The sequence below is a fragment of the Absiella sp. AM09-50 genome (assembly GCF_003433845.1).
Taxonomy (GTDB): Bacteria; Bacillota_I; Bacilli_A; order Erysipelotrichales; family Erysipelotrichaceae; genus Hoskinsella; species Hoskinsella hominis.
Genome location: NZ_QVFI01000016.1, coordinates 29855 through 56599, shown reverse-complemented (window position 1 = coordinate 56599; position 26745 = coordinate 29855). Strand labels below are relative to the sequence as shown.

Here is a 26745-nt window from a genome sequence, read left to right as displayed (position 1 = left end):
ATAAGCGCTTACATATATGTTATCCTATCGGTGTAAGAGGCATAGAACCTAAAAAGCGAGTAGCTGAAAGAACATCGTCATCATAGGTTAAGGTAAAAAGAGGAGGTATACGTTGATGAATTATGTAACAACACAACAACAGGAAGAATTACGTGCCAAAATCCGTGAGTTTGCGGAAACAGAAGTGAAACCAATCGCATTTATGCTGGATAAGGAAAATGAATTTCCTACGGAAGCAATCAAAAAACTTGGCAAAATGGGTCTAATGGGTATTCCATATCCTAAAGAATATGGAGGAGCTGGCTTAGATGTTGGAAGTTATGCAATTGCAGTAGAAGAATTGAGTCGTGTAGATGGTGGCACAGGGGTTATCCTATCTGCCCATGTATCATTAGGAAGCTGGCCAATCTTTGCATTTGGTACAGAAGAACAAAAACAAAAATATCTAGTACCACTTGCCAAAGGTGAAAAAATTGGTGCTTTTGGTTTAACAGAACCAAACGCTGGAAGTGATGCTGGTGGTACAGAAACAACAGCCGTATTACAAGGTGATCATTATATCTTGAATGGTAATAAAATCTTTATCACCAATGCGCCAAAAGCCGATACGTATGTGGTATTTGCGGTTACGACACCAAATATCGGCACAAAGGGAATCAGCGCTTTTATTGTGGAAAAAGGCTGGGAAGGATTTACATTTGGCGATCACTATGACAAGATGGGCATTCGTTCATCATCAACAGCAGAATTGATCTTCAATGATGTGAAGGTGCCAAAAGAAAACCTACTTGGTAAAGAAGGTCAGGGCTTTAAAATCGCAATGGCAACTTTGGATGGAGGACGTATTGGTATCGCATCTCAGGCTTTAGGTATTGCACAGGGTGCATTTGAACATGCGGTAGAATATGCGAAAGAACGTGAACAGTTTGGAAAACCAATTGCCCAGCAACAAATCATTTCCTTTAAGATTGCGGATATGGCTACCAAGCTTCGCTGTGCAAGATTCTTAGTATATAGCGCCGCAGAATTAAAAGAACATCATGAACCATATGGTATGGAATCTGCCATGGCAAAACAATATGCTTCTGATATCTGTTTAGAGGTTGTCAATGATGCATTACAGGTATTTGGAGGCAGTGGATATTTGAAGGGTATGGAAGTAGAACGTGCATATCGTGACGCAAAAATTTGTACAATTTATGAAGGTACCAATGAAATCCAGCGTGTGGTTATCGCATCACATATCTTAGGTAAACCTAAAAAGAAAGATCGTGCTGCCACAAAAGCAGCTCCAACAGGCATTACTGGTATGCGTAAGAAAATGATTTTTAAAGATGGCAGCGCAGAAGAAAAAGTCGCAAAATTAGTGGAATCATTAAAAGCTGATGGTTATGATTTCACAGTTGGTATTCCACTAGATACACCAATTACACAGGCTGAACGTGTTGTCAGTGCCGGAAAAGGTATTGGATCAAAAGAAAATATGAAATTAATTGAAGCACTGGCAAAACAGGCAGGTGCAGCTATTGGATCATCAAGACCAGTTGCGGAAACATTAAAATATGTGCCAATTGATCGTTATGTGGGTATGTCAGGACAAAAATTCAGTGGCAATCTGTATATCGCATGTGGTATCTCAGGTGCCAGTCAGCATTTAAAAGGTATCAAAGATGCGACAACCATTGTGGCAATCAATACCAATAAAAATGCACCAATCTTTAAGAATGCCGATTATGGTATTGTTGGAGATGTCAATGAAATTCTGCCATTATTAACTGCTGCATTAGATAATGGAAAGCCAAAGAAGGCAGCACCACCAATGGTAAAAATGAAGAAACCATTTATCAAAAAAGATGCATTGCCATACAAACTGCATGTTTGCAATGGATGTGGATATGAATATGATGCAATGTTAGGTGATCCGGAAGCAGATATCGCACCAGGTACACCATTTGAACAATTGCCAGAAGACTGGATTTGCCCAGAATGTGGGGAAGCAAAAGGCCAGTTTATAGAAGAGTAGGAGGAAAAATCAATGGAATGCGTAAGAAAAGTATGTGATGATTTATATTGGGTAGGTGGAAATGACCATCGACTTGCGTTATTTGAAAATATTCATCCAATTCCAAGAGGTGTTTCCTATAACTCCTATCTTCTTTTGGATGAAAAAACAGTGCTGTTTGATACAGTTGATTGGTCTATTGGGCGCCAGTTCTTAGAAAATGTAGCAGCTGTATTAAAAGGACGAGATCTGGATTATCTGATTATTAATCATATGGAACCAGACCATGCGGCAAGTATAGAAGAAATCCTGTTGCGTTATCCAAATGTTACCGTGATTTCTACAGAAAAAGGCTTCCTGTTAATGCGCCAGTTTGGCTTTGATGTGGAAAAAATGGAAGAAGTAAAAGAAGGCGATACCAGATGTTTTGGTACACATACGATTACATTCGTAGAAGCACCTATGGTACACTGGCCAGAAGCCATGGTAAGCTTTGATATTACCAATGGTGTATTATTCTCCGCTGATGCCTTTGGCTCATTCGGTGCCTTAGATGGCAAGCTGTTTAATGATGAAGTGAACTTTGATCGTGATTGGATCGATGATGCTAGACGCTACTATACCAATATTGTTGGGAAATATGGTGCACATGTACAGGCATTATTGAAAAAAGCTGCGACGATCGATATCAAGATGATCTGTCCGCTTCATGGACCGGTATGGCGTAATGATTTAGGATATATCCTTGATAAATATCAACACTGGAGCACATATGAACCAGAAGAAAAAGGTGTATTAATTGCCTATGCTTCTATGTATGGAAATACTGAAAATGCCGCTCATGTGTTAGCCACAAAACTTGTGGAAAAAGGCATGCACAATGTAGCACTTTATGATGTATCAAATACACACGTATCCCAGCTGATTTCTGAAACCTTTAAATACAGTCATCTAGTATTAGCCAGTGTGACATATAATTTAGGTATCTATCCGGTTATGCATAATTTCCTTATGGATATGAAAGCATTAAATGTTCAAAAACGTGTGGTGGGTATCATTGAAAATGGTTCCTGGGCACCTAAATCAGGCAGCTTGATGAAAGAATGCTTAGATGAAATGAAACAGATGAGTATTCTGAATGAAGAATTATCCTTTGTATCCAGTATGAACGATGCAAATCGTAATGAAATGGATGCTTTGGTTGATGGTATTTTAGATTCCATGAAAGATGCTTAATGAATCAGACCTGTCGAATAGGCAGGTCTTTTTTGCATATACAGAAATTATGTTTATACGATATAATATAAGCATCAGGAGTTGACACAAATGGAAAATGAAGTAACCAGAAAAGCACGTTGTAATTTCCATAAGCTAATCGCATATGGTTTTGAAAAACAAGTAGGACAATACATATATCACACCATCATGATGGATGTTTTCAATGTGGAAATTCATGTTGATGAGGAAGGAAATTTAAGTGGAAAACTATATGATATGGAAAGTGGAGAAGAATATGTCAATCATCGGATCAAACAACAAACGGGAGAATTTGTGTCAAAAATGAGAGAAGCATATTTTGAAATTCTATATGATATTGTATCAAATTGTTACAATGCACAGCCATTTATAGGAAATCAGTCAAATAGAATCGCTGTATATCTGAAAGAAACCTATGGAACAACACCAGAGTTTTTGTGGAAAAAATATCCTGGACATGGCGTGTTTCGTAATACACAAAATCAAAAATGGTATGGTATTATTCTAAATATCCATGCGTCAAAAATTATGAATGAAGATAAAGAAATAGAAATTTTAGATGTAAAAATAAAACCAGAACAATTAGAAGAACTCTTAAATAAACCAGGATATTATCCAGCTTATCATATGAACAAAAAAAACTGGATCACACTGGTACTTGATGAAACACTCAGTGATGAAGAAATCAAACAGCACTTAGATGAGAGCTTTTATTTATCAAATTGTAAAAAATAAAATTGATATACGAGCTATCGTGTAAGCTTTTTGTTATCGTGGTATGATAATTTTTATAGTTGTGATTTACATAAGATGTAAATGAAATGAAAATAGTAAACATTTATCGAAAACGCTTGCAAAGTTGCCTTTCAAACAATATAATGGTATAGACCATATAAACAAAAATGAGGGAAGGTGAGTTTTCATGAAAACCAAGCAGAAAAAAGAGGGTGCAGTTGCATCGTTGAATCAGACGGTAGCATTCATTAATCGCTACGCCAAAGATCATCATGGACATCCTTTTCAGGATATCACTTCCTCTAATTTTATGACAATTTTATCAGGGGAAAATATCTGGAATTATATGAGTGCAGATAAAAAGACAATTGCCAATGGTATCCTGCTGGCAGCACAAAGCAAAAGCTATGATCAGATGTTGGCGGAAGCAAAACGTTTAAAATCAAAAACGGATGTTTTTATGCATACATATCTCATGGATGATGAAGAAAATATATATCAGGAGGTCTGCGCCAATCAATATGAACAAATCATGCTGGGAAAATCTGCATATGAAGGTATGGAAGATGAAATAAAAGCAGCTGTAAATGCAATCTTACAGGCAAATGGTGGCAGTACTTATGAACAAATGCTATCTGAAGCAAACAGTTTATCAAAAACAGTGGAAACTTTTTTATCATCACATATGATTGGTGAGGATGGAAGATGTTACTTCAGTGTGGATGCATCCAATTATCAGAAGATATTATCCGGGGAGATTGATTGGAATTTATTATCCCTTCGCACAAAAGAAGCAATTAACGCAAAGCTCAATCAGCCATATGAACAGCTATTGAATGTTGCGCAAATGCTGGATAGCTCCACAAAATCATTTGTTAAAGTGTATGTATCCAATCAAGATGGAGAAATCTATTCAGAAATTGATATTCATAATTATGAACAGATCATGCTTGGAAGAAGCTATTGGAAACGCATGTCAAAGATGGAAAAAGAAATCATTGATCAAATATTATTAAATTATGATTGTAAAATATATGAAGATTTTATCCTGGATGCTAAAGAAGTAGAATATATGTTACAGGAATTTATAAGTCTTTATATGAGTGATCAGAAGGGTGCTTTTCAAGAAGTCAGTGCAGAAAACTATTCCATTATTCTGTCAGGAGAAGAAGATTGGAATGCAATGTCTGAGGATGAAAAAAAGGCAATAAATCAACAGTTGTTGATGCAGGGAACACATACATATGAAGAAATGTTATCTCAGGCAAAATTGTTTTATAAAAATATTATTAGTTTTATCAAAACATATGCGAAAAAGAAACCAAATCCTGAAGATTTAACAAAGCAGCAAAAAGATGCTGTTCAGGCGATTATGGAAGAAAATAATTGTACATCTTACGATGATTTAAGAGCAATGGCTTCCTGTATGGTGGAAAGCTATCAAACACCAGTTCGTGTAATTCATAAACCAAAGGAAATAAAAAACACGGAAACAAAAGATAAAATCATGAAGCTGGAAGAAAAAGCATATAAAAGTACATTAGCTGTGGCAGGGGTTGTTTCCATTGCGGCGGCAGCTTTGCTTGGAAAAAAGAAGAAAAAGTAAGAAGTGAAAATATGGCAGTTTTACAAAAATTGTGATATAACATACCCAGGTGATGAGATGAAACAGGAACAATTACATTTTTTTAAAACTACAGTGGAAGAACTGCTGTCACAGGCATCTTTAAAACAGATGCAAAGTTATACGCAGCATGGTGATATTTCAACGCTGACACACAGCATTTTGGTTGCTTATTACAGTTATGCGATGAATTGTCATCTACACTTGCACAGTGATGAAAAAAGTCTGATTACAGGGGCATTATTACATGATTATTTCCTGTATGACTGGCATGAAAAAGAAAAATGGCATAAATGGCATGGCTTTCGTCATGCGAATTTCGCATATCATAATGCATTACGTGATTTTAATATCAATGCAAAAGAAGCAGAAATCATACGAAAACATATGTGGCCATTGACGATTATTCCCCCAACCTGTAGAGAGGCATGGGTTGTGAATGCTGTGGATACCTTTTCCAGTGTGATGGAAGTGTTGATTGCTCATCGTATCTTTCACACGTTAAAACGAAAATATATGCATCATCCACTCACCGTGTTAGGAGTAAGTATATGATAAAAATAGTGGCAGTAGGTAAGTTAAAAGAAAAAGCTCTGCGAATGCAGATTGAAGAATATGAAAAACGTCTTCGTCCGTTCACAAAACTGGAAATTGTAGAAGTGCCAGATGAAAATGCCCCACAAAGCAATAGTGAGGCGGAAAATGAAATCGTAAAGGATAAAGAAGGCGAACGTCTGTTAAGCAAAATCAAAGATGGAGAATATGTGATCTTATTAGATTTATGGGGAGAAATGATTGATAGCATCGCCTTTGCGAAGAAACTAGAATCTATACAGATCTATCAAAGTCCTAATATCACATTTGTTATAGCCGGCAGTCTGGGACCATCAAAAGAAGTTGTAAAACGTGCGGATTATCGCTGGAAACTAAGCGATTTGACATTTACACATCAAATGACCAGAGTCCTTGTATTAGAACAGATTTACAGAGGATATATGATTCAGCATCATAATCCATATCATAAATAAGGAGAACATTATGGATATTCAAAAACCAGTTACCAATCCTACCTTAGTGGAGGCAATGAAACACTATGATGAAACGCAAAGCCTGGAAGATTTAAATCATATGATTGATGAAGTCATGAAGGCAGATTTTTTATGTCCTGTAATGATGGATATCAAAGAAAAACCAGATGAAAATGGCACTGTTACATTAAAGGAATCTACAATCATTCAGTTTGCGATGATTTCTAATTCTAATAATGAAAGCTTCTTTTTGGCATTTACAGATTGGAAGGAATTAAAGAAATGGCAGGATGTCGCACAACAACAAACTGTTGTGATGCATTTTGATGATTATGCTTCCTTGGTTTTAAAGGAAGATGGAAACGCAAGTGGTTTTGTGATCAATCCATTCCATGAAAATAAACTGTTCACAAAAGATCTGATTGCGAATCTGAAACAGCAATTAGACGCAAGAACACATGTGCAAAAAGAACGTGTAGAAAAAGATGAAACGATAACTTATGGACAGCCAAAAGACGATCCCAATGAAATGGTACAGGCATTAAAAAAAGCTGCGAAAAGAATAAAAGATGTGCATGCGATCTATTTACAGTTTATGGTGCGAAATGCTGAAGAAAGCTGGCTGCTCATTGTGGATCATTGTGGAGATCAAACAACAGTATTTGATCAGTTAGCAAAAGCCGCAATGCCTTATAGAAAAGGATTTCCAATTTATTTTGTGCCGCTGCACGATGATTTTTCCATGAATGTAGTGAAAAATATAGAACCCTTCTATAAGACGTTATTTTATAAAAAACCAGTGATAAAACAAGCACCTGTTGCGATTATAGAAGATTGTTTCGCTATGAAAGATGGCTCCTGTGTATTAGGTGTAGATGTTGTACAGGGAAGCTTTCAGGAAGGTGATCTTGTGGACGTGATGGATGGACAGGAGATTCTTTTTGATTGTAAGATTGCAGGCATAGAGCAGCCAACAGGTCGTATAAAAACAGCTGGTGCTGATCGAAAAGGTAAATATGGTGCCCATTTTGGATTCTGGATCAAAGATCATACAAAAGAAGAATTTGAAAAAGGATATCAATTAAGAAAATAGCATGGGAACTTACCATGCTTTTTCTTTCGTCTTGATTTGCTTTACCAATGCGCAAAAGTATGAAATATCCTGTATAATACAAGGGATAAGGATGTGATCAAATGCAGGACAGCAAAGAAAAAATGAAACAGCTCGCAAAGGAATTTGCGAATTGTCGAACAGCATTTACTGCGATGGGAGATGAAAACCGTCAACTGATCATGATAAGTTTGATGTGTCATTTTGAAGGCATGCGTGTGAATGATATTGCGCAGGAAACTCACCTTTCCAGACCTGCGGTATCTCATCATTTAAAGGTGTTGAAGGAAGCGGGTATTGTGGAAATGTATTCTATTGGCACAAAAAATTTCTATCATATGAGTGGCAAGGAAGCAAACTGGAAACGTTTTACTGATTTGATACAGCATGTGGAAAAGCTGATGAATGAAATGAGCGAAGAGGAAAGAAACTGTGGAAAAAATGATGAATGAAGCAGCAATCTTACAAAAGCGCCATGCGATAAGAAAATATTCAAAAGAGGTTATTGATCAGGATACCATAAGAAAACTAAGACAAATGATAGAAGCCTGTAATAAAGAAAGTGGTTTACATATACGTATGTATCTTCAGGAGCCAAAGGCATTTCAAAGCTTTTTTACGCATTTTGGAAGGTTTTCAAATGTTGAAAACTATATCGCATTGATAGGAAAACCAGGTGAGAAACTGGAAGAAAACTGTGGCTATTATGGTGAAAAAATCGTATGTCAGGCCATCGCATTAGGACTTGATACCTGCTGGGTGGCAGGCAGTTTTCAAAGGAAACATATTCCCATACATGATGATGAACAATTATGTTGTGTCATAGCCATCGGTTATGGCAAAGAAAGTGGAAAACCTCATAAATCAAAACCAATAGAAGAACTTTGTGTGGCAGAAACTAAGATGCCATCATGGTTTTTAGATGGTATGCGATGTGTACAGATAGCACCAACTGCGATGAATAAACAACAATTTCAATTTACACTTCATCAAGATCATTGTGTAAGTGTAAAGGCATTATCAGGGAAATATTCAAAAATAGATTTAGGTATTGTGAAGTATCATTTTGAAGCAGGCGCTGGCCAGGCTGCATGGAAATGGAAAGATTGACTGAAATAATTTTCACAAAATAAATGATAAAATTTTCAATTTTGGGTTGACATAAAAGAAAAATCGGTGTAAATTAGAAGAAACCTACGACAAAGAGATAAAACATGTTGTGCGCTGATAGAGAGTCATGGATGGTGGAATCATGATAGAGATGCAGGCTTGTAAATGGACTTTGGAGGGCGAGGGGAAAAGCAAATGCTTAGTATCCAAGACGTGTGCTCGCGTTAAAGGGCTAGAAATGTGATAGCATTTTGAATGAGAGGATGTTTTAAAATAAGGAAAACATCAAATCAGGTGGTACCGCAGATGAAGATACAGCATCTGTCCTGAAGTCAAAAGACTTTTGGACGGGTGCTTTTTTTATAACAAAAGGGAGGTGGTCATTGTGTTAAACACAGGAGAATGGCGATGGCGTAAGCCAATAAAACAAATAAAAAACAAACAACACAATGATGAAAGAGAGGAAATTGAAAATGAAAAAAACAGTAAAAACTTTAATGGCATGCATGATGTGTGCAGGTGTATTAGCAGGATGTAGCAGTAATAAGGATGAGAAAAAACCACTTGTATCTGTAGCACAGATTGTGGAGCATACAAGTCTGAATGAAATTCGTGATTCATTCAAAGCGGAGATGGAAAGATTAGGATATAAAGAAGGCGAAAACATTGCATATGATTTCAAAGATGCTGGAAATGATCCAACAACAGCTAATTCTATCATGTCAACATTTGCCGGAAATAAATCAGATGTCATTGTAGCAATTGCTACGCCAACAGCGACAGCAGCAGCAAACTACAGCAAAGATATTCCTATTGTATTTGCGGCAGTCAGTGATCCTGTAGGTTCTAAGTTAATGACAAATGTGGAAAAACCTGATAAAAATATCACAGGAACAAGTGATGAAATTCAAATTGATCAGATCATTGCTTTAGCACAAAAGATTGATCCAAAAATGAAAAAACTGGGCTTCTTATACAATCCCGGTGAACCCAATTCAGTAACTAACCTTGAAAAAGCCAAAGCATATTGTAAAGAAAACAATATTGAATTAGTCGAAGGCAGTGGAACAAATATTTCAGAATTACAGAGTGCTATTTCTGTATTGACAGATTCTGTAGATGCTATTTTAGCACCAAATGATAACACCGTCGCAAGCTCTATGGCACCACTTGTGGAAGCCGCAAATAAGAAAAAGGTGCCAGTATACACAGGTGCTGATTCTATGGTAAAAGATGGTGGATTTGCGACAGTAGGTATCAATTATACAGAACTTGGACAGGAAACAGCAAAGATGGTAGATCAGATTTTAAAAGGTACAAAAGTAGAAGATATCCCAGTAAAAGTATTCAATACAAATTTAAATATCTATGTAAATAAAAAGACAATGGATACCTTGGGGATCACACTTCCAGATGAAGTGAAGAATGATAAAAACTTAGTCATGATCGAAGAATAAACGTATACAAACAAGAGAGGGTGAGCAGTTATGAGTTTAGATGTAATCATGGATGCAATCATGTTGGGGATGATTTTTGCGATTATGTCCTTTGGGGTATTTATTTCCTTTCGTATCTTAAATATCCCGGATTTAACCATTGATGGAAGTTTTACCACAGGTTGTGCCGCAAGTGTAATCTGTTGTGTGGCAGGACATCCTTATCTAGGCATTCTTATGGCATTTATCGTAGGAGGAGTGGCAGGTATTGTGACAGGTCTTTTACAGACAAAAGGCAAAATACAGCCCCTTCTTGCGGGCATCTTGACGATGACTGCTTTATACTCTGTCAATTTAAAAATCATGGCAGGAAAACCTAATATTTCTACCTTTGGCTTAACAACGATTTTTACTGCTTTTGAAGGTCTTGGACGTTATCATAAAGCGGTTTTGATTGGTTTGATCTTAGTATTGCTTGCAGTTGTATTATATGCCTTTTTAAAGACACAGTTGGGTATGAGTCTACGTGCAACAGGAGATAATGAAGCCATGGTAAGAGCTTCCAGTATCAATTCTGATATGATGAAAATCATGGGTTTATCCTTAGCAAATGCGATCGTGGCACTTGGCGGTGGCATCTTTGCACAATATCAGAATTTTGCGGATGTCAGTGGTGGTATCGGCATGATGGTCGTAGGACTTGCCAGCATCATTGTTGGGGAAGCTTTCTTGCGCAAAAAGACACTTGTATATCATTTTATGGCTGTTATTGTCGGCGCAATCGCTTATCGATTTATATTGACGATAGCCTTGCAGATTGGTATTGCCAGCACGGATTTAAAATTAGTCAGTGCAATTCTTGTGGCACTTGCCATATCATTACCTCAGCTGGTTGGAAAAAGGGGGAAGAAACATGCTTGATTTAAAAGATTTATGCCTAACATTTTATCCGGGGACAGTTAATGAAAAAGTAGCGTTAGATCATGTTTCCTTTCATGTTGAGGAAGGTGATTTCATCAGTGTATTGGGTACCAATGGCGCTGGAAAAAGTACGTTATTGAATGTCATCAGCGGTTCTTTGCCAAATGATTCTGGCAGTATTATATTAGATGGTGAAGATATCAGTTCTTTTCCAGAATATAAACGTGCTAAGAAAATCGGTCGATTGTTTCAGGATCCCTTAAAAGGAACAGCTCCCAATATGACGATTGAAGAAAATCTTGGTCTGGCTTACAGTCGTGGAAAACGTACGACGTTATCACGTGCAATCAAAAAAGGCGACCGTTCTTTCTTTATTGAAAAATTAAAAGAGTTGAATTTAGGATTAGAAGAGCGCATCACGACCAATGTTGGTTTATTGTCAGGAGGACAGCGGCAGGCCTTAACATTATTAATGGCTACCATTGTGACACCAAAGCTGTTGCTGCTAGATGAACATACAGCAGCTTTAGATCCTAAAACCGCAACACAGGTGATGGAGATCACTGATAAAATAGTAAAAGAACATAACATCACAACCCTGATGATTACCCACAATATGCGTCAGGCACTCGAATATGGAAATAAGACTATCATTTTGAATGAAGGAAAAATTGTAAAGGTATTAGAAGGAGAGGAACGTAAGTCCACAACTGTAGAAGATTTGTTACAAATGTATGACTTTATCTAAAATTTACCTTTTCCAGATATTTCCTTTGAAAAAAATAAGGAATATTTTGAAAACTATGTTAATATACTGAACATGCGGGAAATAAAAAGTTAAAAATTTTCATGAAAAATACATAAAATTTTAACTTGACTTTTTTTGCATGTTTTTGCTTGTGCACCGCAAAATAGTCCCAAATTTGAAAACGCATACAAAAAGTTTAAAAATATATAAAAAATGCTGGAAATTTGTGACAAAAGTTATTATACTAGATATATAGATGAAAATTCCTAAGGGGGGATTTACTGTGAGACAAAACAACATGTTGGCCATGATACTGGCCGGAGGCCGAGGTACTCGTCTATATGCCTTGACCAAAAAGATTGCAAAACCTGCAGTGTACTATGGAGGGAAATATCGAATTATCGACTTTCCACTAAGCAATTGTGCAAACTCCAATATTAACGTTGTTGGTGTGCTGACGCAGTATGAATCAGTTTTACTGAACTCTTATGCAGCAGCAGGACAGCGTTGGGGACTTGACGCAAAAGATAGTGGAGTGTATGTATTGCCACCTCGTGAAAAAGACGGAGCGGCATTTGATGTTTACCGTGGTACCGCAGATGCAATTTCACAAAATATCGATTTCATTGATAGTCACAATCCGGATTACGTATTGATACTGTCAGGAGATCATATCTACAAAATGGATTACTCCAAGATGTTATCACATCACAAAGCTTGTGATGCTGACGCAACGATTGCTGTTCTGCCAGTGCCTATGAAAGAGGCAAGCCGTTTCGGTATTATGAATACGGATGAAACAGGACGCATTGTTGAGTTTGAAGAAAAACCAGAACATCCAAAGAGTAATCTGGCTTCAATGGGTATTTACATCTTTAACTGGAAACAGCTGAGAAAAATGCTGGTTGCAGATATGGATGACCCAAACAGTAACCATGACTTTGGTAAGGATATCATTCCAGCAATGCTGAATGAAAACAAACGTTTATTTGCTTACCAGTTCAAAGGTTATTGGAAAGATGTAGGAACTGTTGATTCTCTGTGGGAAGCAAACATGGATCTTTTAGGAAAGAATAACGAGCTTGACTTGAACGATCCTAACTGGAAGATCTACACAGAAGACGTTGCTACAATACCTCACTTCATTGGACCAGACGCTAAGATTGATAATGCTTATATCAATCAGGGCTGTATGATCAATGGTGAAATTAACAATTCTGTATTGTTTACAAACGTGGAAGTATCAAAAGGAGCTGTTATCAACGACTCTGTATTGATGCCAGATGTTGAAATTGGAGAAGGTGCCGTCATCAACCGAGCAATTATTGCTGAAGGTGTGAAAGTTGATGCAGGTGCAGTTGTCGGTGATCCAAACAGTGAACATATTGAATTGATCAGCAAGAGAGTGAGGTGTGAATAGTTATGTGTAACGCATTTGGAATTGTAAACTATGAAGGACCTGATGTATTTGTCAAGGGAATGCAGGACTATCGTCCATTATCAGCATTCAGCTTTTTGGGAAGATATCGTTTGGTGGACTTTCCATTAAGTAATATGAGCAATAGTGGTGTCAACCACATCAAAGTGTTTGTAAAATCAAATCCAAGAAGTCTGATTGAGCACTTAGGTACAGGCCGTCATTACAATATTAACTCAAAACGTGGTAAGATGCATATTTTACCATCCTATGGAGTCAATGATCTGTATAGTACAGATATCAACTCTTTTATGAATAACATGCTGGCTATTGAAAATGTCAATTATCCATATGTTATCATTACACCACCTCATATGATTTATCGTCAGGATTTCAGAGATTTGCTGGATACACATGTAGAAAGCGGTGCTGATATTACAGTATTATATCAAAACGTTGATAATGCCAAAGAAGCATTTATCAATTGCGACGTTTTAAATTTAAACAAGCAGAAGGGTGTTCTTTCAATTGATAAGAACCGTGGAAATTATAAATCAAGAGCAATTTCTCTTGAAACATATGTATTAAGCAAAGAATTATTTATGGACCTTGTGAAAAAGGCTGCCAATGTTAGTTCTTTATACTGGTTCAGAGATATCGTAAATGATGAATGTACAGAATTAGATATTCGTGGTGTAGCACACCGTGGATATGTAGCATGTATTAATGATTTCCGCAGCTACTTCAATGCAAATATGGACCTTCTGGATTATGATCGTGTATTAGATCTGTTTAAACCAGACTGGCCAATCTATACACGTACCAACGACTCTTGTCCTGCACAATACTATTCAGGTGTAGAAGTAAAACAGAGCATGGTATCCAATGGATGTCTGATTGAAGGAGATGTCGTAAACTCTGTCATCGGACGTGGTTGTGTCATTAAGAAAGGCGCAGTTGTGAAAAACAGTGTCATTCTTCCTGGTGCTGTCATTGGTGAAGATGTTCATATTGAAAATGTAGTTGTAGATAAACAGGCTAGAATCTTACGTAAGAAAGAAATTCTTGCGCAGCCAGATAAGCCTATGTACGTGAAAAGGAATGATAAAATCTAATGGCAAGAATATTAATGGTTGCTGCCGAAGGTCTTCCATTCATCAAGAGTGGTGGACTTGCAGATGTTATCGGTTCTTTGCCGCAGGCACTGTCTAACAAAGGACATGAAGTGCGCGTAGTCCTTCCTTTGTATAGACCAATTGCTGAAAAATACCATCAGGATTTTCAGTTAGAAGCACAATACAGTGTTTCTATTGCCTACCACGAAGTACCAGTAAATATCTGGAGCAGTATGGTAAAAGATGTAAAGTTCTATTTTGTAGAACATAAAGGGTATTTCGAAAGAGATAACATGTATGGCTATATGGATGATGGTGAGCGTTTTGCTTACTTCCAGAAAGCTGTTATTGAAATGTTGAATCAGCTGAATTACTTCCCTGAAATCATGCATAGTCATGACTGGCACACAGGTATGATTCCTGCAATGTGTAAAGAAGGACACAGCTTTGATGAACGTTATCGTAACATTCGTCATGTATATACGATTCACAATCTGGCTTATCAGGGCAACTTCGGCGTGGAAATGCTGGATAGCTGTTTAGGTCTTGATTATCGTATCTATGACAATGGAAACGTACGTTATGATGGCGGTATCAGTTTTATGAAATCAGGTATTCTATACGCTGATAAAGTCACAACGGTATCTCCAACATATTCACAAGAAATTTTAACACCACAGTACGGAGAACATCTGGAAATGGTATTGAATATCCGTAAATATGATTTATGGGGCATTACAAATGGAATTGATATTGAATCATGGAATCCTATGACTGATCCACAGGTTCCTTACAATTTCAACAAGGTCAATGTGAAAAAAGCAAAAGCGTTGAACAAAGAAGCATTACAAAAAGAATTAGGTCTTACAGTAGATCCGGATGTCATGTTGGTTGGGGTCGTTTCCCGACTAACATGGCAGAAGGGATTCTACTTGATGATGGAAAAACTTTCTGAAATTTGTCAGATGCCAATTCAGTTAGCTGTACTTGGTAGTGGTGAGGCAAGCATTGAAGAAAAAATGGCACAATTAGAAGCAGGAAACCGTGGAAAAATTGCATTCTATAAAGGATACAATGATTCTTTGGCACATCGTATCTATGCAGCTTGTGACATGTTCTTAATGCCATCTTTGTTTGAACCATGTGGTATTTCTCAATTGATTAGTATGCGTTATGGTACTTTACCACTTGTAAGAGAAACTGGTGGATTAAAAGATACGGTTACACCATACAATGAATTTGATAAGACTGGTAATGGATTCAGTTTCACAAATTATAACTCTGATGAAATGATTCAGGTTATGTACAATGCAATCAGCGTTTACTATGATCGTCCAGAAGACTGGAAGACATTGGTACGCAATGCAATGGACACAGACGTGAGCTGGGACCACAGTGCGGATATGTATTGCCAGTTGTATTCACAATTACATCTATAAGAAATGAAGGACAGGGAGTACCTGTCCTTTTATGGTGTTTAGAAGGCCTCTAAATATTGCAATAATAGATAAATACTATAAATAATGTTAAAAGCAAAAATAAACTATACATAAAGTGCAAAAAAAATAAAAACATCATATAATAATGTTGACAGTAGCTCCGCCGCCTCTTAACAATGCGTACCACCGGAGCTCTTTTTTGTAAAATGATAAGGGGGAATAATATGGAGGATGAAAAAAGTAAGTTGAAAGAAGCATTGACTTTTGAAACACAATTAAAACATTTAATGATAGATAAAAAATTGAAAGTTGGGAATAAGAGCAATGCATTAAAAGTGTTAAAGAAGGAAAATTACTATAGACTAAGTGGTTATTGGATAAACTTTGTAGATAATAATGATATCTTTTATCAATATATCACTTTTGAACAAATATATAGTATTTATAAATTTGATAAAGTTTTAAGAGGTATGATAATTGAAATTATTAATGATGTAGAAGTCTATTTTAAAACAAGATTAGCAAATTATTTTTCTTTGGCTTATGGCGCTGATGGATATATGGATGATAGCAATTTTAAAGAAATAGCCAAAAATAAACATAGAAATTTGTTAAAGAAAATTGAAGATTTAAAAAATAATAACCCTAACAATCTAATTATTAAGCATCACAAAACTAAATATGGAGGCGATATGCCGTTATGGGTTGTAATAGAATTATTATCATTTGGAAATGTTTCGAAATTATTTAGTATGATGACGAATGAAGATAAAAAAAATATGGTGAAGCAATCCTATAAAAATATTAGTTATACATATATTGAAAGTTTCTACCATGCTATCGCCTACTTTAGAAATCAATGTTGTCATTTTCATAGATTGTATGATGTTAAACATACAATTAAAATGTTGTTATATAAAACTCCGTTTTATGATCCAGATAAAGACAATAGTTCAACTTTTTATTTTATATATGTTATTATTTTGCTTAATCCTAATCATGATTTAGGAAAAAGATTGATTTTCAGACTTTTAAGTGAATTTAAAAAGACTAAAGTTGATAAGAAAAAATATGGATTTCCATATAATTGGAAAGAAATACTAGAAAAAGCAAATGGATATTGTATAGATATTCATTAGCGAGATAAAAGGATTGACAATACAAAATAGTTGCTTAATATAGTTGGAAGAATGTTTCTTATGAAAGATCCTTCCTTTTTTTTATTCTTTTATGGAGAAAATATACCTGTGTATTCTATTTTTGCCACATTAATCTGGTATTGCTTTGTTATTTCGGGTAATCATAAAATCGTCTATAATGAAGATGTAAAGAAAGAGCTGATGAAAATGAAATTGAATGAAAGACAAAAAGTATTGTTGAAATCATTGATTGAAGAAAACGATTATAAGACCTTGCAAGAATATGCAGATATGCTTCAGATTTCTTATAAGACAGTTTCTAATGATGTAAATGTTTTAATGAAAACTCTGGCAGACATTCATATAGAAGTCGATAAAAAACCACATTGTGGCATTCGTTTAAATTTAAAACATGATCAAATCAATGAATTAAATAAGCTATTACAGGAACAAAGTGGAAAAGATGAATATCTCAGTATATCGGATAGAAGAACAGAAATTTATCTTCAGTATCTTTGGAATCCCAATGCATATTACAGCATTCAATATTTTTCAGATCTATATTTCGTTAGTGCCAGCTCTATTATGAAAGATTTGGATATCGTATCTGAAAAACTAACACGATATGATATTACAATGGAAAAAAGTAAAAAGGGTACATGTATTCATGGAAGTGAAATTAACATACGAAAAGCATTGCTTGATTATATGGAACGTTATCTTTATGAACATGTGATGGAAGTTGAACGTTATCAACACTTAAGTGAAAAATTTAAGAGATTTCATGATATGGAAGTTGATGATATAGAAGCGATTATTGAATTTCTTGAACAGAATATGAATCATATAGAAGCAGTATCGAAAAAGATTATCAATGAACCATATTACAGTAATGCCTTCTTGTATCTTGTGTTAATGATTTTGAGAATCAAACATGGCAACTACATACAAGATGTAAAAGAATTGGTATATTACGATGATGCGATTGATGAAACAGATTTTGAATTTACAAATAAATTATGTCGTAATATCAATCATCAATACGATATACAGATCACAGAAGCTGAGGCGATAAATGTTTATCGGCATTTGATCAGTGGAGGTTTAAGCAAAAAAGAAATTGAGATCGTAGAGCGTAATACAAAAGCAAATGATCTAAACTCCCTTACACTTGCCTATACAAGATATCTGATCGAACATATGTCGATTCTGTTTGGTATTGATTTTTCTAATCAGGTATATTTGCATTCGAATCTGCGTTTTCATATCAAACCAATGATTAATCGATTACGCTATGATATTAAGATCAATAACATGATGGTGGAAGAAATACAAAAACGTTATCCATTGGAATTCTATCTGACACAGTTAAGTTGTATTCTGACAAGTAGAAGATATGAAATTAAAGAACCATCAAAAGAAGAAGTAGCTTATATCATGGTATATTTTCAAAGTGCAATTGAACGACATTTACATACGATTCAAGCAATCTTGGTCACAGGGCAAAGTGTAGGTTCTGCGCAACTCTTAAAAACAAGATTAGAAAACACATTTCAAGATGTTGTGATAAAAGAAATCTTACCACCAAGTAAATTAAATCAGGTAAATATGGAAAATATTGATTTGATATTAACAACAGGCAACGTTTCGATGAATTTACCATATATCGCAGTATCACTGTTTTGTGATGAAACGGATATTGCGACAATTCGCCATTATTTAAAAAATTTAAGAAAACATAAACATATGAATCCTAAAGATATATCCATTTGTTTTGAGGAATGTGATTTTAAAACAAACCAATATGCGATAACGATGCATACGGTATTTGGCAGTATCGTTATACAAAAAAGTGAGGATACACATATGTATTACGATAAACATCAAGGCAACATCAAATATGGAATCTTTTATAAAGAACTAAAAGAAATTAATCCGATGATGCAGGTTTTATTCAATCAGGTTATACATCAGTAAAAAACTGATCATAACATATATACGTCATGACGTGATCCCTGATCAGGATCTCATTCACAGAAAGAGAGGATTATTAAGTTATGAAAACATTCGATGCCATCATGAATCGATGGTTCATCCCAGTCGCAATGCGTATCGCGAATGTGAAGGGTATTTGCGCAATACGTGATGCATTCTTACAGATTTTCCCATTTACACTTGCTGGTTCGCTGGTCGTTGTAATCAACAATGTAATATTCGCATCTAATGGTTTTATTGGACAATTCTTAGTAGGAATGTTCCCTAATATTGATCAGGCACAGGCTGTATTAAATTCCGTGTTGACAGGTACCAATACTGTCATGTCTTTATTCATTGTTTTCCTTGTCGCAAGAAATATGGCACGTGAATACAAAGGTGAGGGGAATAAAGCTGGTATTACTGCATTAACTGCATTCTTCATTTTTTATCCAATTGAAAATTTAGAAAGCGGCAGCTATTTTTCTACAAATTATTTTGGCGCAAATGGTTTATTTATCGCCATCATTATCGGTTTGATTGTTGGATGGGGCTTTACCAAGCTTGCACGTATTGAAAAGATTCGTATCACTATGCCGGATACCGTTCCACCAGAAGTTGCGAAATCCTTTAATGTCACAATTCCAATCATTATTGTATTGGTCGTATGTGCGATTTTGAACTTTATCGTATTACAAATTGATCCTAATGGATTAAACGCTTTGATCTATACTATGCTTCAAACACCATTAACTGCTCTGGGAGGCAATGTGGCAACCATCTTCATTTTAGAATTTTTGGCAATGTTATTGTGGTGCTTTGGTATCCATGGGACTGCGACAGTATCACCAATCTATAAAGTATTGTTCGCTGAAGCAAATATCGTAAACTTAGATTTTGCAGCTGCACATGCGACAACTGTAGGTGCTCCTTATCCATTTACATGGCAATCATTATTTGAAAACTTTGGCTGTATCGGTGGTACAGGAAATACATTAGGTTTGATTATTGCCATTTTAATTTGTGCTAAATTTATGAAGGATAAATGGAAAAAGGATGATTATTCTAAAGTAGCAAAGATGTCATTGATTCCTGGATTATTCTGTATCAATGAACCTATGATTTAGTTTACCAATCGTATTAAATCCAATTTTAATGATTCCATTTGTCCTGGCACCACTTGTCAATACTGCCATTGGTGCATTGGAAATCTTCCTTGGACTGGTTCCTGCGGGAGTGCTGGATGCAGGATGGGCAACACCACAACCAATTAAGGCATTCTTATCTACATCCGGTGCATGGCAATCTATTGTATCTCAGATATTGGCAATCACCGTAGCAACCCTTATTTATCTGCCATTTGTCATCGCAGCAAATAAAGCTGCAAAACAAGAAAAAAAGGAAGAAACACAAGCATAAAAGAAAGAGGTTATCGTTATGAAAGAAAAAGGATTCCCAAAAGATTTTTTATGGGGTGGCGCAACAGCTGCTAATCAGTTGGAAGGTGGCTGGAAGGAAGGCGGCAAAGGGTATAGCACTGCCGATGTCGTTCAATATTATACAAAAGAAGAATCAAAAGGCAAGAATATGGAAACTGTTCCAAGATGCGAAGTGGAAGAAATATTAAAAGGAAATCGAGAAACTCGTAATTATCCAAAACGTAGAGGAATTGATTTTTATCATCACTATAAAGAAGATATCGCATTACTTGCGGAAATGGGATTTAAAGTTTTCCGTATGTCTATCAACTGGGCAAGAATCTATCCAAATGGAGATGATGAAACACCAAATGAAGAAGGTTTGCGGTTTTATGATCAGGTATTTGATGAATGTTTAAAATATGGTATCAAGCCATTGATTACTTTATCACACTATGAAACACCATTACATTTAGCAATGGAATATAACGGATGGGTGAATAGAAAAACTGTGGATTTTTATTTGAAATATTGTGAAACAGTATTTCGTCGATATAAAGATAAAGTGAAATACTGGATGACGTTCAATGAAATCAATATGATGTTAAATTTGCCATTTACCGCAGGTGGTGTCTTTATTGAAACATGTGAAAATGAAAAACAGGCAAAATATCAGGCCATTCATCATCAATTCATCGCAAGTGCCTTAGCAACAAAACTTGCACATGAAATCATAGAGGATGTACAGGTAGGGTGTATGCTGGGAATTACACATACCTATCCGGAAACCAATAAACCAATAGACAATCTGTTATCACAAAAGGCAAACCGCAACAATTATTTCTTTGTGGATGTGCAATCCAAAGGAGAATATCCAACCTATATCTTAAATGAGTGGGAGAAAGAGAATATTCATATAGAAATGTTGCCCAATGATTTAGAAATATTAAAAAATAATACTGTGGATTATATTTCCTTTAGTTATTATTACACAATGAGTGTCAGTGAACGTGCCTTGCATGGAAATGGCGGTGCAAATGGTTTACCTGATTTCGGTATCCCAGTTGTGCCTAATGAGCATCTAAAAAGAACCAGCTGGGGCTTTCAGATAGATCCAATAGGATTTAGAATCATTATCAATGAATTATGGGATCGTTATCACAAACCAATATTTATCGCAGAAAATGGAATGGGAGAATATGATCAATTAAATGAAGATGGTACGATTCATGATGCCTATCGTATCGACTACCTGCGTGAACATATTCGCCAAATGAAAGAAGCAATCAATGATGGAGCAAATGTGTTTGGCTATACTTCATGGGGATGTATTGATATCATCAGTGCTGGTACATCAGAAATGAGTAAACGATATGGATATATTTATGTAGATCAGGATGATTATGGCAATGGAACATTGAAACGTTATAAAAAAGATTCTTTCTATTGGTATAAGAAAGTAATCGCAAGCAATGGAGAAGATTTAGGAGATAACGATTGATCGTCACGATCAATCGTTTTCATAAAAGAAATGATTCAGCATTACAAGCAGACAGATATCGTCATACAAGATAAGTCATTATATCAATTACAGGATATCGTAGATAAATATGCTATACAAAAAGCGTTGATACTTATATCTAAAACCATACAACGATCTCTATATTATCAAACTGCATTATCTTCACTAGATATTACGTATATCGAATATAATCAAATAGAAAAAGATCCTGATGATGATATGATTATGAACGCATTATATACAGCACGAAAATATCAATGTGATGGTGTGATTGCGATAGGTGGAGGAAGTGTGCTAGACACTGGAAAAGCTGTATCCTTGATGTATGATCAAAAGCAACATATTTTAAATTTTATACATGATAAATCATATGATATTGAAAAAACAATACCACTTATCTGTATACCGACAACCATTGGCACAGGAAGTGAAATTAGTAAAAATATTGTCGTAAAGAATCATAGAACCGGTAGGAAACATCGTATCATTGAGAAAGCTGCTCGTGCTGATTTTATGATGATAGATTGTGAATTTATGAAATCATTAACAGTGGACATGGTTTTATATGGCAGCATGGATATTCTTGCGCATGCGATTGAGGCATATACGAATAAAAAATCAATGACGATGCCAGATGAATTTATTGATGAATGTGCCCTTACATCCATACAGTTGGTAACAAAACATTTAAAACCAGCCTTGTTTGGTGAATTACACGATCGTATGCAGCTACAACTCGCAAGTTTATATGCAGGAATTGCAATGGAAAATGATTTACATGCCAATCATATACTTGCGGGATGCATTCATGAGATGTTTCCTCAATTACATCATGGAATGTGTGTAGGAATGTTGTTGCCATATATTATGCAGTATAATGCCAGCACATGTAAAAGTCGATATGATCAAATCAATGATCGCATCCAAATGGATTGTATAAATTGGATCATACAAATACAACAACAGTTTCATTATCCACAACTTAGCGACTATATCCATACGTTAGAAGATGCAGATAGATTAATAGAAATGATGATACAAAAAAATATTTCTATCAACCCGATTTCCATATCCCCACAACAAATCAAGCAAATGATCTATCAAGCATGTTATATAAAAAGGCAGGAATGATTATAATTTTTCTGCCTTTTCGCTTAGTGATTTAGATTTTTACATATTCTGTGAGATATCAGTGTCACAATTCCAATGCCACTACTACCTAAAGCATAATAGGGGAAACCAAAACATAACTGCACACCACCAACGACAATCAATCCGCCAGCAATGATATCGCCAATATGATTACCTTTCTCCATGACCTCTTTTGAAGGGTGGCTTATCTTTTTACTTTTTGTGCATACACGATTATTGAAAGCTTGTGTTTTTTGTAATACCTTTTTAGTCTTTTCCATTGGATCCATTCTTTTCATCAGCGTTCTTCCTTTCTTACAGACTATTGGTCTGTATTGCTGTATAAAATAATCTGCTTAGGCAGATATTTTAATTATTTTTTTGATAGGCATGCCATATATCTTCCATTAATTCATCATCCAGAATATCAAAGCCAATACGATCCATCATATGCTTTAAATATGATAAACGCCGTTTGATCTGGTCACAATCATCTGGATTGATGATAGGATTGATCCAATAGTTAATAAGAAATAGGAATACTTCTGCACATAAATCAGGATCGCTTGTTTGAATGGAACCATCAGATATACCTTCTTCAATAAATTTTGATATTAAGGGCGCATCAACTTCCATACAGTTTCTCATACCATTGACCACAAAATGTGGATTTTTCGCTTCTATAGCTGTTGTTTTCTCAAAGCCATATCGTTGTGCATGCGTGGCAAGATAACGTAATAATTCTTTTAATTTAGCTTTTCCATTCTCAGCTTCTATTGAATTTATGATATCGTGTAATTGTTTCTGATATTCTTTACTACAATGCTCCATCACTGCGGATAATATGGCTTCTTTAGATTCAAAATGATGATATAAGCCACCTTTTGATAAATGCAAAGCATCTAATATATCCTGAATACTGGTTTGTTCATAACCTTTTTCAAGAAATAAGGCAGTTGCAGTTGTGATGATATTTTCTACTGTTCTCTCTGGATGTGCATATCTAGCCATAATTTTCTCCTATACAGACTTTTGGTCTGTATTCAGCTTAACATGGTTTTTAAAGGATGTCAAACATTTACTTGTGATAGGGATTGAATCATGGCATAATGATAAAGATGAAATGGGGTTATAGAATGGAAATCATACATTGTTGTTTAAAAGAAGCATTTGAAAAAGAAATAGAAAATGGAACGTATGGAACATCAGAGATAAAGGCGAAAGGATATATCCAGTTTGCGACATGGAACAGTTTTCGTTACCTCGCACCAGCTTTCTATAAAGATACCCGTGAATATATCTTTTTGGTTGTGGATATGGATAAAGTAAGAAATCGTATACGTTTTGTGAAGGATCATAAAGGGCACGCATTTCCTTGTGTATATGGCATGATTCAACATGACGAAATCAAACGTTGTGTACCATTTATTCATGATGATAAAGCATGGCTGAATCAAAAGGAATGTGTACATATTTTGATGAATACCAGTATGATTGATGAAAACTGGTGTTATCCAGCTTTGAAAAAATATATATCTGCTCAGGATGAAGTATGTGTGATGGCATTTAGCTTCTTTGATGATACCAAGACATTAGATGATTGGAACCGTCAATATAAACCAGGACAGGGCATCTGGTACAAAAGCAATACCGATGTATTCTTTCGCTATGGATTGAAACGTGAACAAATTCATTGGGTCAATTATTTCACAGACAGTAAAATAGAGATGGAAAATAAGATTATGAACAGCAGTATCGTGTTTTTTACCGGAGGTGCACCAGATCTCATGATGAAACGTATTCGTGAATTTAAATTAACATCTTTATTGAAAAATTATCAGGGTGTGATGATGGGATATAGTGCAGGAGCAATGATGCAATTTGATGAATATCACATTACTCCAGATGAAGATTATCCATCATTTGTGTATGAAAAAGGTTTAGGATGTTTAAAAGGTTTTGGAATAGAACCACACTATCAAGCATCCAGGATACAAAAAGAAAGCATGCAGCTTGTAATAAAAGAAAAACAAAAAGATGTATATGGCATCTATGAAAAAGGCGGCATCATCATTGATCAAGGCAACATGATAATGTTTGGAAAAGTAGATATCATGGAGGCAGAAGATACAAAGTTATGAAACTTATGTACAATCGAAAAAACATCATTGACGAAATGAAACAAAAAAGTGTACCATAGATAGGAAAAAGAGAAGGGATGCGTAGTATGTTTCATTTACAAGTAGATTTAACAAAAGACAATATTTTTAAAGCGCTGTTACTGTTTGCGATTCCGATTTTTATCGCTAATGTGTTCCAGCAGTTATACAATACGATGGATACCATGATCGTAGGAAATTATCTGGGAGATGCTTCACTTGCGGCCATTGGTTCTGCTTCAGCAATATATGAGCTGATGATAGGATTCGCATTAGGGGTTGGCAATGGGTTAAGCATTGTCACCGCCCGCTGTTATGGAGCAAATGATGAAGATGCAATAAAACGTTCAGTCGCAGGTTCTATCGTGATTGGGGTATTTTTAACCATCGTGATTATGATCATTGCGAAACTGTTTTTATATCCATTATTACAGTTATTAAATACACCACCTGAAATTATAGAAGAGTCATATTCCTATATATTCACCGTAACGATTTTTGTGGGCGTGATGTTTGCGTACAATATGTGTGCAGGATTGTTACGTGCAATTGGAAATAGTGTGATGCCACTTGTGTTTTTGATTATATCCAGTGCTATTAATGTTGTTTTGGATATCGTGTTTATTACACAGTTTTCTATGGGTGTACAGGGTGCAGCAGTTGCGACAGTCATTGCTCAGGCGATTAGTGCAGTGCTGTGTTTCGTATACATTTATTTCAAAGCACCATTATTAATACCACAAAGAAAACATTTTCATGTAGGAAAACAAATGTATCAGGAGCTTGCAGGACAAGGATTTTCTATGGGATTTATGATGGCAATTGTATCAGCAGGTACTGTAATCCTGCAAACAGCGATTAACAAATTTGGATATTTGATTATCGCAGGTCATTCTACCGCAAGAAAAATCAATTCTTTCTGTATGATGCCAGCTTCTACATTCTGTATGGCATTATCTACCTTTGTATCACAGAATAAAGGCGCAAATCAAAAGGAACGAATTCGTCAGGGAGTAAAAACAGCTAATATCATCAGTATTTGCTGGGGTGGAATAGCACTTGTCTTAATGTTCTTTTTTGCCAGACCACTAGTTGCGCTTATATCTGGTTCTAATGAGGCAGCTGTATTAGATAATGGGTCTTTATATTTGATGATCAATGCTCCATTTTATGCAGTGTTAGGAATCTTGCTAAATCTGAGAAATTCTTTACAGGGGCTAGGTAGAAAAGTAATACCACTTGTATCCAGTGTGATTGAGTTCTGTGGAAAAATAGTCTTTGTAATCTTGTTTATTCCGTTGCTGGATTACTTTGGTGTTATTATTTGTGAGCCGGTAATCTGGTGTTGCATGTGTTTACAGTTATGGTTCTCTTTCTACCGTGACAGCTATATGCAAAAAAGTGAAGAAGAAAAAGAGAAAGTAAAGGATTATGAGTTGAATTGTTCTTAAACCTTTTT

At 35.6% G+C, this 26745-nt stretch carries 25 protein-coding genes and 1 pseudogene; 24 read left to right on the top strand and 2 right to left on the bottom strand.

The window, feature by feature from the left end:
* Positions 1-115 precede the first annotated feature (115 nt).
* The 22 genes and pseudogenes from DW114_RS22210 to DW114_RS13465 form a co-directional block, all read left to right on the top strand.
* Positions 116-1237: pseudogene (locus DW114_RS22210) on the top strand (acyl-CoA dehydrogenase); the annotation flags it as partial.
* A gap of 72 nt (positions 1238-1309) precedes the next feature.
* A complete protein-coding gene (locus DW114_RS22205) occupies positions 1310-2023 on the top strand; it encodes an FAD-binding protein (protein WP_394336427.1) in 714 nt (237 codons plus the stop codon).
* A gap of 12 nt (positions 2024-2035) precedes the next feature.
* Positions 2036-3238 (top strand): FprA family A-type flavoprotein, encoded by a 1203-nt coding sequence (locus tag DW114_RS13555; protein ID WP_117454269.1) that lies wholly within the window; start codon positions 2036-2038, stop codon positions 3236-3238.
* 90 nt (positions 3239-3328) lie between these two features.
* A complete protein-coding gene (locus DW114_RS13550; RefSeq protein ID WP_117454268.1) occupies positions 3329-3994 on the top strand; it encodes an MmcQ/YjbR family DNA-binding protein in 666 nt (221 codons plus the stop codon).
* A 187-nt stretch (positions 3995-4181) separates the two neighbouring features.
* Complete coding sequence (locus DW114_RS13545) at positions 4182-5600, top strand: hypothetical protein (protein ID WP_117454267.1); 1419 nt, start codon at positions 4182-4184, stop codon at positions 5598-5600.
* A 57-nt stretch (positions 5601-5657) separates the two neighbouring features.
* Positions 5658-6173 (top strand): HD domain-containing protein, encoded by a 516-nt coding sequence (locus DW114_RS13540; RefSeq protein WP_117454266.1) that lies wholly within the window; start codon positions 5658-5660, stop codon positions 6171-6173.
* Positions 6170-6646 (top strand): 23S rRNA (pseudouridine(1915)-N(3))-methyltransferase RlmH, encoded by a 477-nt coding sequence (gene rlmH / locus DW114_RS13535; RefSeq protein ID WP_117454265.1) that lies wholly within the window; start codon positions 6170-6172, stop codon positions 6644-6646. The genes DW114_RS13540 and rlmH overlap by 4 nt, the downstream gene beginning before the upstream one ends.
* A 10-nt stretch (positions 6647-6656) precedes the next feature.
* On the top strand, positions 6657-7739 hold the full coding sequence (locus DW114_RS13530; RefSeq protein ID WP_117454264.1) for an enhanced serine sensitivity protein SseB C-terminal domain-containing protein: 1083 nt from the start codon (positions 6657-6659) through the stop codon (positions 7737-7739).
* A gap of 101 nt (positions 7740-7840) precedes the next feature.
* A complete protein-coding gene (locus DW114_RS13525; protein ID WP_117454263.1) occupies positions 7841-8209 on the top strand; it encodes a winged helix-turn-helix domain-containing protein in 369 nt (122 codons plus the stop codon).
* Entirely contained in the window at positions 8199-8867 is a 669-nt protein-coding gene (locus DW114_RS13520; RefSeq protein ID WP_207732834.1) for a nitroreductase family protein, read from the top strand. Before DW114_RS13525 ends, DW114_RS13520 begins: the two co-directional genes overlap by 11 nt.
* Positions 8868-9340: 473 nt before the next feature.
* Entirely contained in the window at positions 9341-10324 is a 984-nt protein-coding gene (locus DW114_RS13515) for an ABC transporter substrate-binding protein (protein ID WP_117454262.1), read from the top strand.
* A 30-nt stretch (positions 10325-10354) separates the two neighbouring features.
* Entirely contained in the window at positions 10355-11224 is an 870-nt protein-coding gene (locus tag DW114_RS13510) for an ABC transporter permease (RefSeq protein ID WP_117454261.1), read from the top strand.
* A complete protein-coding gene (locus DW114_RS13505; RefSeq protein ID WP_117454260.1) occupies positions 11217-11972 on the top strand; it encodes an ABC transporter ATP-binding protein in 756 nt (251 codons plus the stop codon). Before DW114_RS13510 ends, DW114_RS13505 begins: the two co-directional genes overlap by 8 nt.
* A gap of 283 nt (positions 11973-12255) precedes the next feature.
* Positions 12256-13392 (top strand): glucose-1-phosphate adenylyltransferase, encoded by a 1137-nt coding sequence (locus DW114_RS13500; RefSeq protein ID WP_117454259.1) that lies wholly within the window; start codon positions 12256-12258, stop codon positions 13390-13392.
* Positions 13393-13394: 2 nt separating this feature from the next.
* Positions 13395-14504 (top strand): glucose-1-phosphate adenylyltransferase subunit GlgD, encoded by a 1110-nt coding sequence (gene glgD, locus DW114_RS13495; RefSeq protein WP_117454258.1) that lies wholly within the window; start codon positions 13395-13397, stop codon positions 14502-14504.
* A complete protein-coding gene (gene glgA / locus DW114_RS13490) occupies positions 14504-15943 on the top strand; it encodes a glycogen synthase GlgA (RefSeq protein ID WP_117454257.1) in 1440 nt (479 codons plus the stop codon). Before glgD ends, glgA begins: the two co-directional genes overlap by 1 nt.
* A gap of 224 nt (positions 15944-16167) precedes the next feature.
* Positions 16168-17082 carry an Abi family protein gene (locus DW114_RS13485; protein WP_158552273.1) on the top strand — a complete coding sequence of 305 codons (915 nt, stop codon included), beginning with the start codon at positions 16168-16170 and terminating at the stop codon, positions 17080-17082.
* A gap of 108 nt (positions 17083-17190) precedes the next feature.
* Positions 17191-19059 (top strand): BglG family transcription antiterminator, encoded by a 1869-nt coding sequence (locus DW114_RS13480; protein WP_158552272.1) that lies wholly within the window; start codon positions 17191-17193, stop codon positions 19057-19059.
* Between the two features lie 80 nt (positions 19060-19139).
* A complete protein-coding gene (locus DW114_RS13475; protein ID WP_207732784.1) occupies positions 19140-20183 on the top strand; it encodes a PTS sugar transporter subunit IIC in 1044 nt (347 codons plus the stop codon).
* A 28-nt stretch (positions 20184-20211) separates the two neighbouring features.
* Complete coding sequence (locus DW114_RS21735; RefSeq protein WP_207732783.1) at positions 20212-20475, top strand: PTS sugar transporter subunit IIC; 264 nt, start codon at positions 20212-20214, stop codon at positions 20473-20475.
* 18 nt (positions 20476-20493) lie between these two features.
* Entirely contained in the window at positions 20494-21975 is a 1482-nt protein-coding gene (locus DW114_RS13470) for a glycoside hydrolase family 1 protein (RefSeq protein ID WP_117454254.1), read from the top strand.
* Positions 21976-22005: 30 nt separating this feature from the next.
* Positions 22006-23127, top strand: a complete 1122-nt coding sequence (locus DW114_RS13465; RefSeq protein WP_117454253.1) for an iron-containing alcohol dehydrogenase family protein — start codon at positions 22006-22008, stop codon at positions 23125-23127.
* A gap of 23 nt (positions 23128-23150) precedes the next feature.
* On the opposite strand, the gene DW114_RS13460 is transcribed toward DW114_RS13465, so the two are convergent.
* Positions 23151-23426: a hypothetical protein gene (locus DW114_RS13460; RefSeq protein ID WP_117454252.1), complete on the bottom strand. Its 276-nt coding sequence runs from the start codon at positions 23424-23426 to the stop codon at positions 23151-23153.
* A gap of 70 nt (positions 23427-23496) precedes the next feature.
* Positions 23497-24138, bottom strand: a complete 642-nt coding sequence (locus DW114_RS13455) for a TetR/AcrR family transcriptional regulator (protein ID WP_117454251.1) — start codon at positions 24136-24138, stop codon at positions 23497-23499.
* A gap of 125 nt (positions 24139-24263) precedes the next feature.
* Here DW114_RS13455 and DW114_RS13450 point away from each other — a divergent pair, with 125 nt between their 5' ends.
* Together DW114_RS13450 and DW114_RS13445 are read left to right on the top strand one after the other, a co-directional pair.
* Positions 24264-25268: a DUF952 domain-containing protein gene (locus tag DW114_RS13450; protein WP_158552271.1), complete on the top strand. Its 1005-nt coding sequence runs from the start codon at positions 24264-24266 to the stop codon at positions 25266-25268.
* An 86-nt stretch (positions 25269-25354) separates the two neighbouring features.
* Positions 25355-26737, top strand: coding sequence for an MATE family efflux transporter (locus tag DW114_RS13445; protein ID WP_117454249.1), 1383 nt, complete (start codon positions 25355-25357; stop codon positions 26735-26737).
* Positions 26738-26745: the final 8 nt, after the last annotated feature.

What these genes read in the sequence shown, in the direction of transcription:
- DW114_RS13555 (WP_117454269.1), top strand. Translation starts at nt 2,036, where the DNA reads ATGGAATGCGTAAGAAAAGTATGTGATGATTTATATTGGGTAGGTGGA.
- DW114_RS13545 (WP_117454267.1), top strand. Translation starts at nt 4,182, where the DNA reads ATGAAAACCAAGCAGAAAAAAGAGGGTGCAGTTGCATCGTTGAATCAG.
- DW114_RS22205 (WP_394336427.1), top strand. Translation starts at nt 1,310, where the DNA reads ATGCGTAAGAAAATGATTTTTAAAGATGGCAGCGCAGAAGAAAAAGTC.
- DW114_RS13465 (WP_117454253.1), top strand. Translation starts at nt 22,006, where the DNA reads ATGATTCAGCATTACAAGCAGACAGATATCGTCATACAAGATAAGTCA.
- DW114_RS13530 (WP_117454264.1), top strand. Translation starts at nt 6,657, where the DNA reads ATGGATATTCAAAAACCAGTTACCAATCCTACCTTAGTGGAGGCAATG.
- DW114_RS13455 (WP_117454251.1), bottom strand. Translation starts at nt 24,138, where the DNA reads ATGGCTAGATATGCACATCCAGAGAGAACAGTAGAAAATATCATCACA.
- DW114_RS13510 (WP_117454261.1), top strand. Translation starts at nt 10,355, where the DNA reads ATGAGTTTAGATGTAATCATGGATGCAATCATGTTGGGGATGATTTTT.
- DW114_RS13520 (WP_207732834.1), top strand. Translation starts at nt 8,199, where the DNA reads ATGATGAATGAAGCAGCAATCTTACAAAAGCGCCATGCGATAAGAAAA.
- DW114_RS13470 (WP_117454254.1), top strand. Translation starts at nt 20,494, where the DNA reads ATGAAAGAAAAAGGATTCCCAAAAGATTTTTTATGGGGTGGCGCAACA.
- DW114_RS13475 (WP_207732784.1), top strand. Translation starts at nt 19,140, where the DNA reads ATGAAAACATTCGATGCCATCATGAATCGATGGTTCATCCCAGTCGCA.
- DW114_RS13525 (WP_117454263.1), top strand. Translation starts at nt 7,841, where the DNA reads ATGCAGGACAGCAAAGAAAAAATGAAACAGCTCGCAAAGGAATTTGCG.
- rlmH (WP_117454265.1), top strand. Translation starts at nt 6,170, where the DNA reads ATGATAAAAATAGTGGCAGTAGGTAAGTTAAAAGAAAAAGCTCTGCGA.
- DW114_RS13460 (WP_117454252.1), bottom strand. Translation starts at nt 23,426, where the DNA reads ATGAAAAGAATGGATCCAATGGAAAAGACTAAAAAGGTATTACAAAAA.
- DW114_RS13485 (WP_158552273.1), top strand. Translation starts at nt 16,168, where the DNA reads ATGGAGGATGAAAAAAGTAAGTTGAAAGAAGCATTGACTTTTGAAACA.
- DW114_RS13450 (WP_158552271.1), top strand. Translation starts at nt 24,264, where the DNA reads ATGGAAATCATACATTGTTGTTTAAAAGAAGCATTTGAAAAAGAAATA.
- DW114_RS21735 (WP_207732783.1), top strand. Translation starts at nt 20,212, where the DNA reads ATGATTCCATTTGTCCTGGCACCACTTGTCAATACTGCCATTGGTGCA.
- DW114_RS13550 (WP_117454268.1), top strand. Translation starts at nt 3,329, where the DNA reads ATGGAAAATGAAGTAACCAGAAAAGCACGTTGTAATTTCCATAAGCTA.
- DW114_RS13540 (WP_117454266.1), top strand. Translation starts at nt 5,658, where the DNA reads ATGAAACAGGAACAATTACATTTTTTTAAAACTACAGTGGAAGAACTG.
- DW114_RS13505 (WP_117454260.1), top strand. Translation starts at nt 11,217, where the DNA reads ATGCTTGATTTAAAAGATTTATGCCTAACATTTTATCCGGGGACAGTT.
- DW114_RS13515 (WP_117454262.1), top strand. Translation starts at nt 9,341, where the DNA reads ATGAAAAAAACAGTAAAAACTTTAATGGCATGCATGATGTGTGCAGGT.
- DW114_RS13445 (WP_117454249.1), top strand. Translation starts at nt 25,355, where the DNA reads ATGTTTCATTTACAAGTAGATTTAACAAAAGACAATATTTTTAAAGCG.
- glgA (WP_117454257.1), top strand. Translation starts at nt 14,504, where the DNA reads ATGGCAAGAATATTAATGGTTGCTGCCGAAGGTCTTCCATTCATCAAG.
- glgD (WP_117454258.1), top strand. Translation starts at nt 13,395, where the DNA reads ATGTGTAACGCATTTGGAATTGTAAACTATGAAGGACCTGATGTATTT.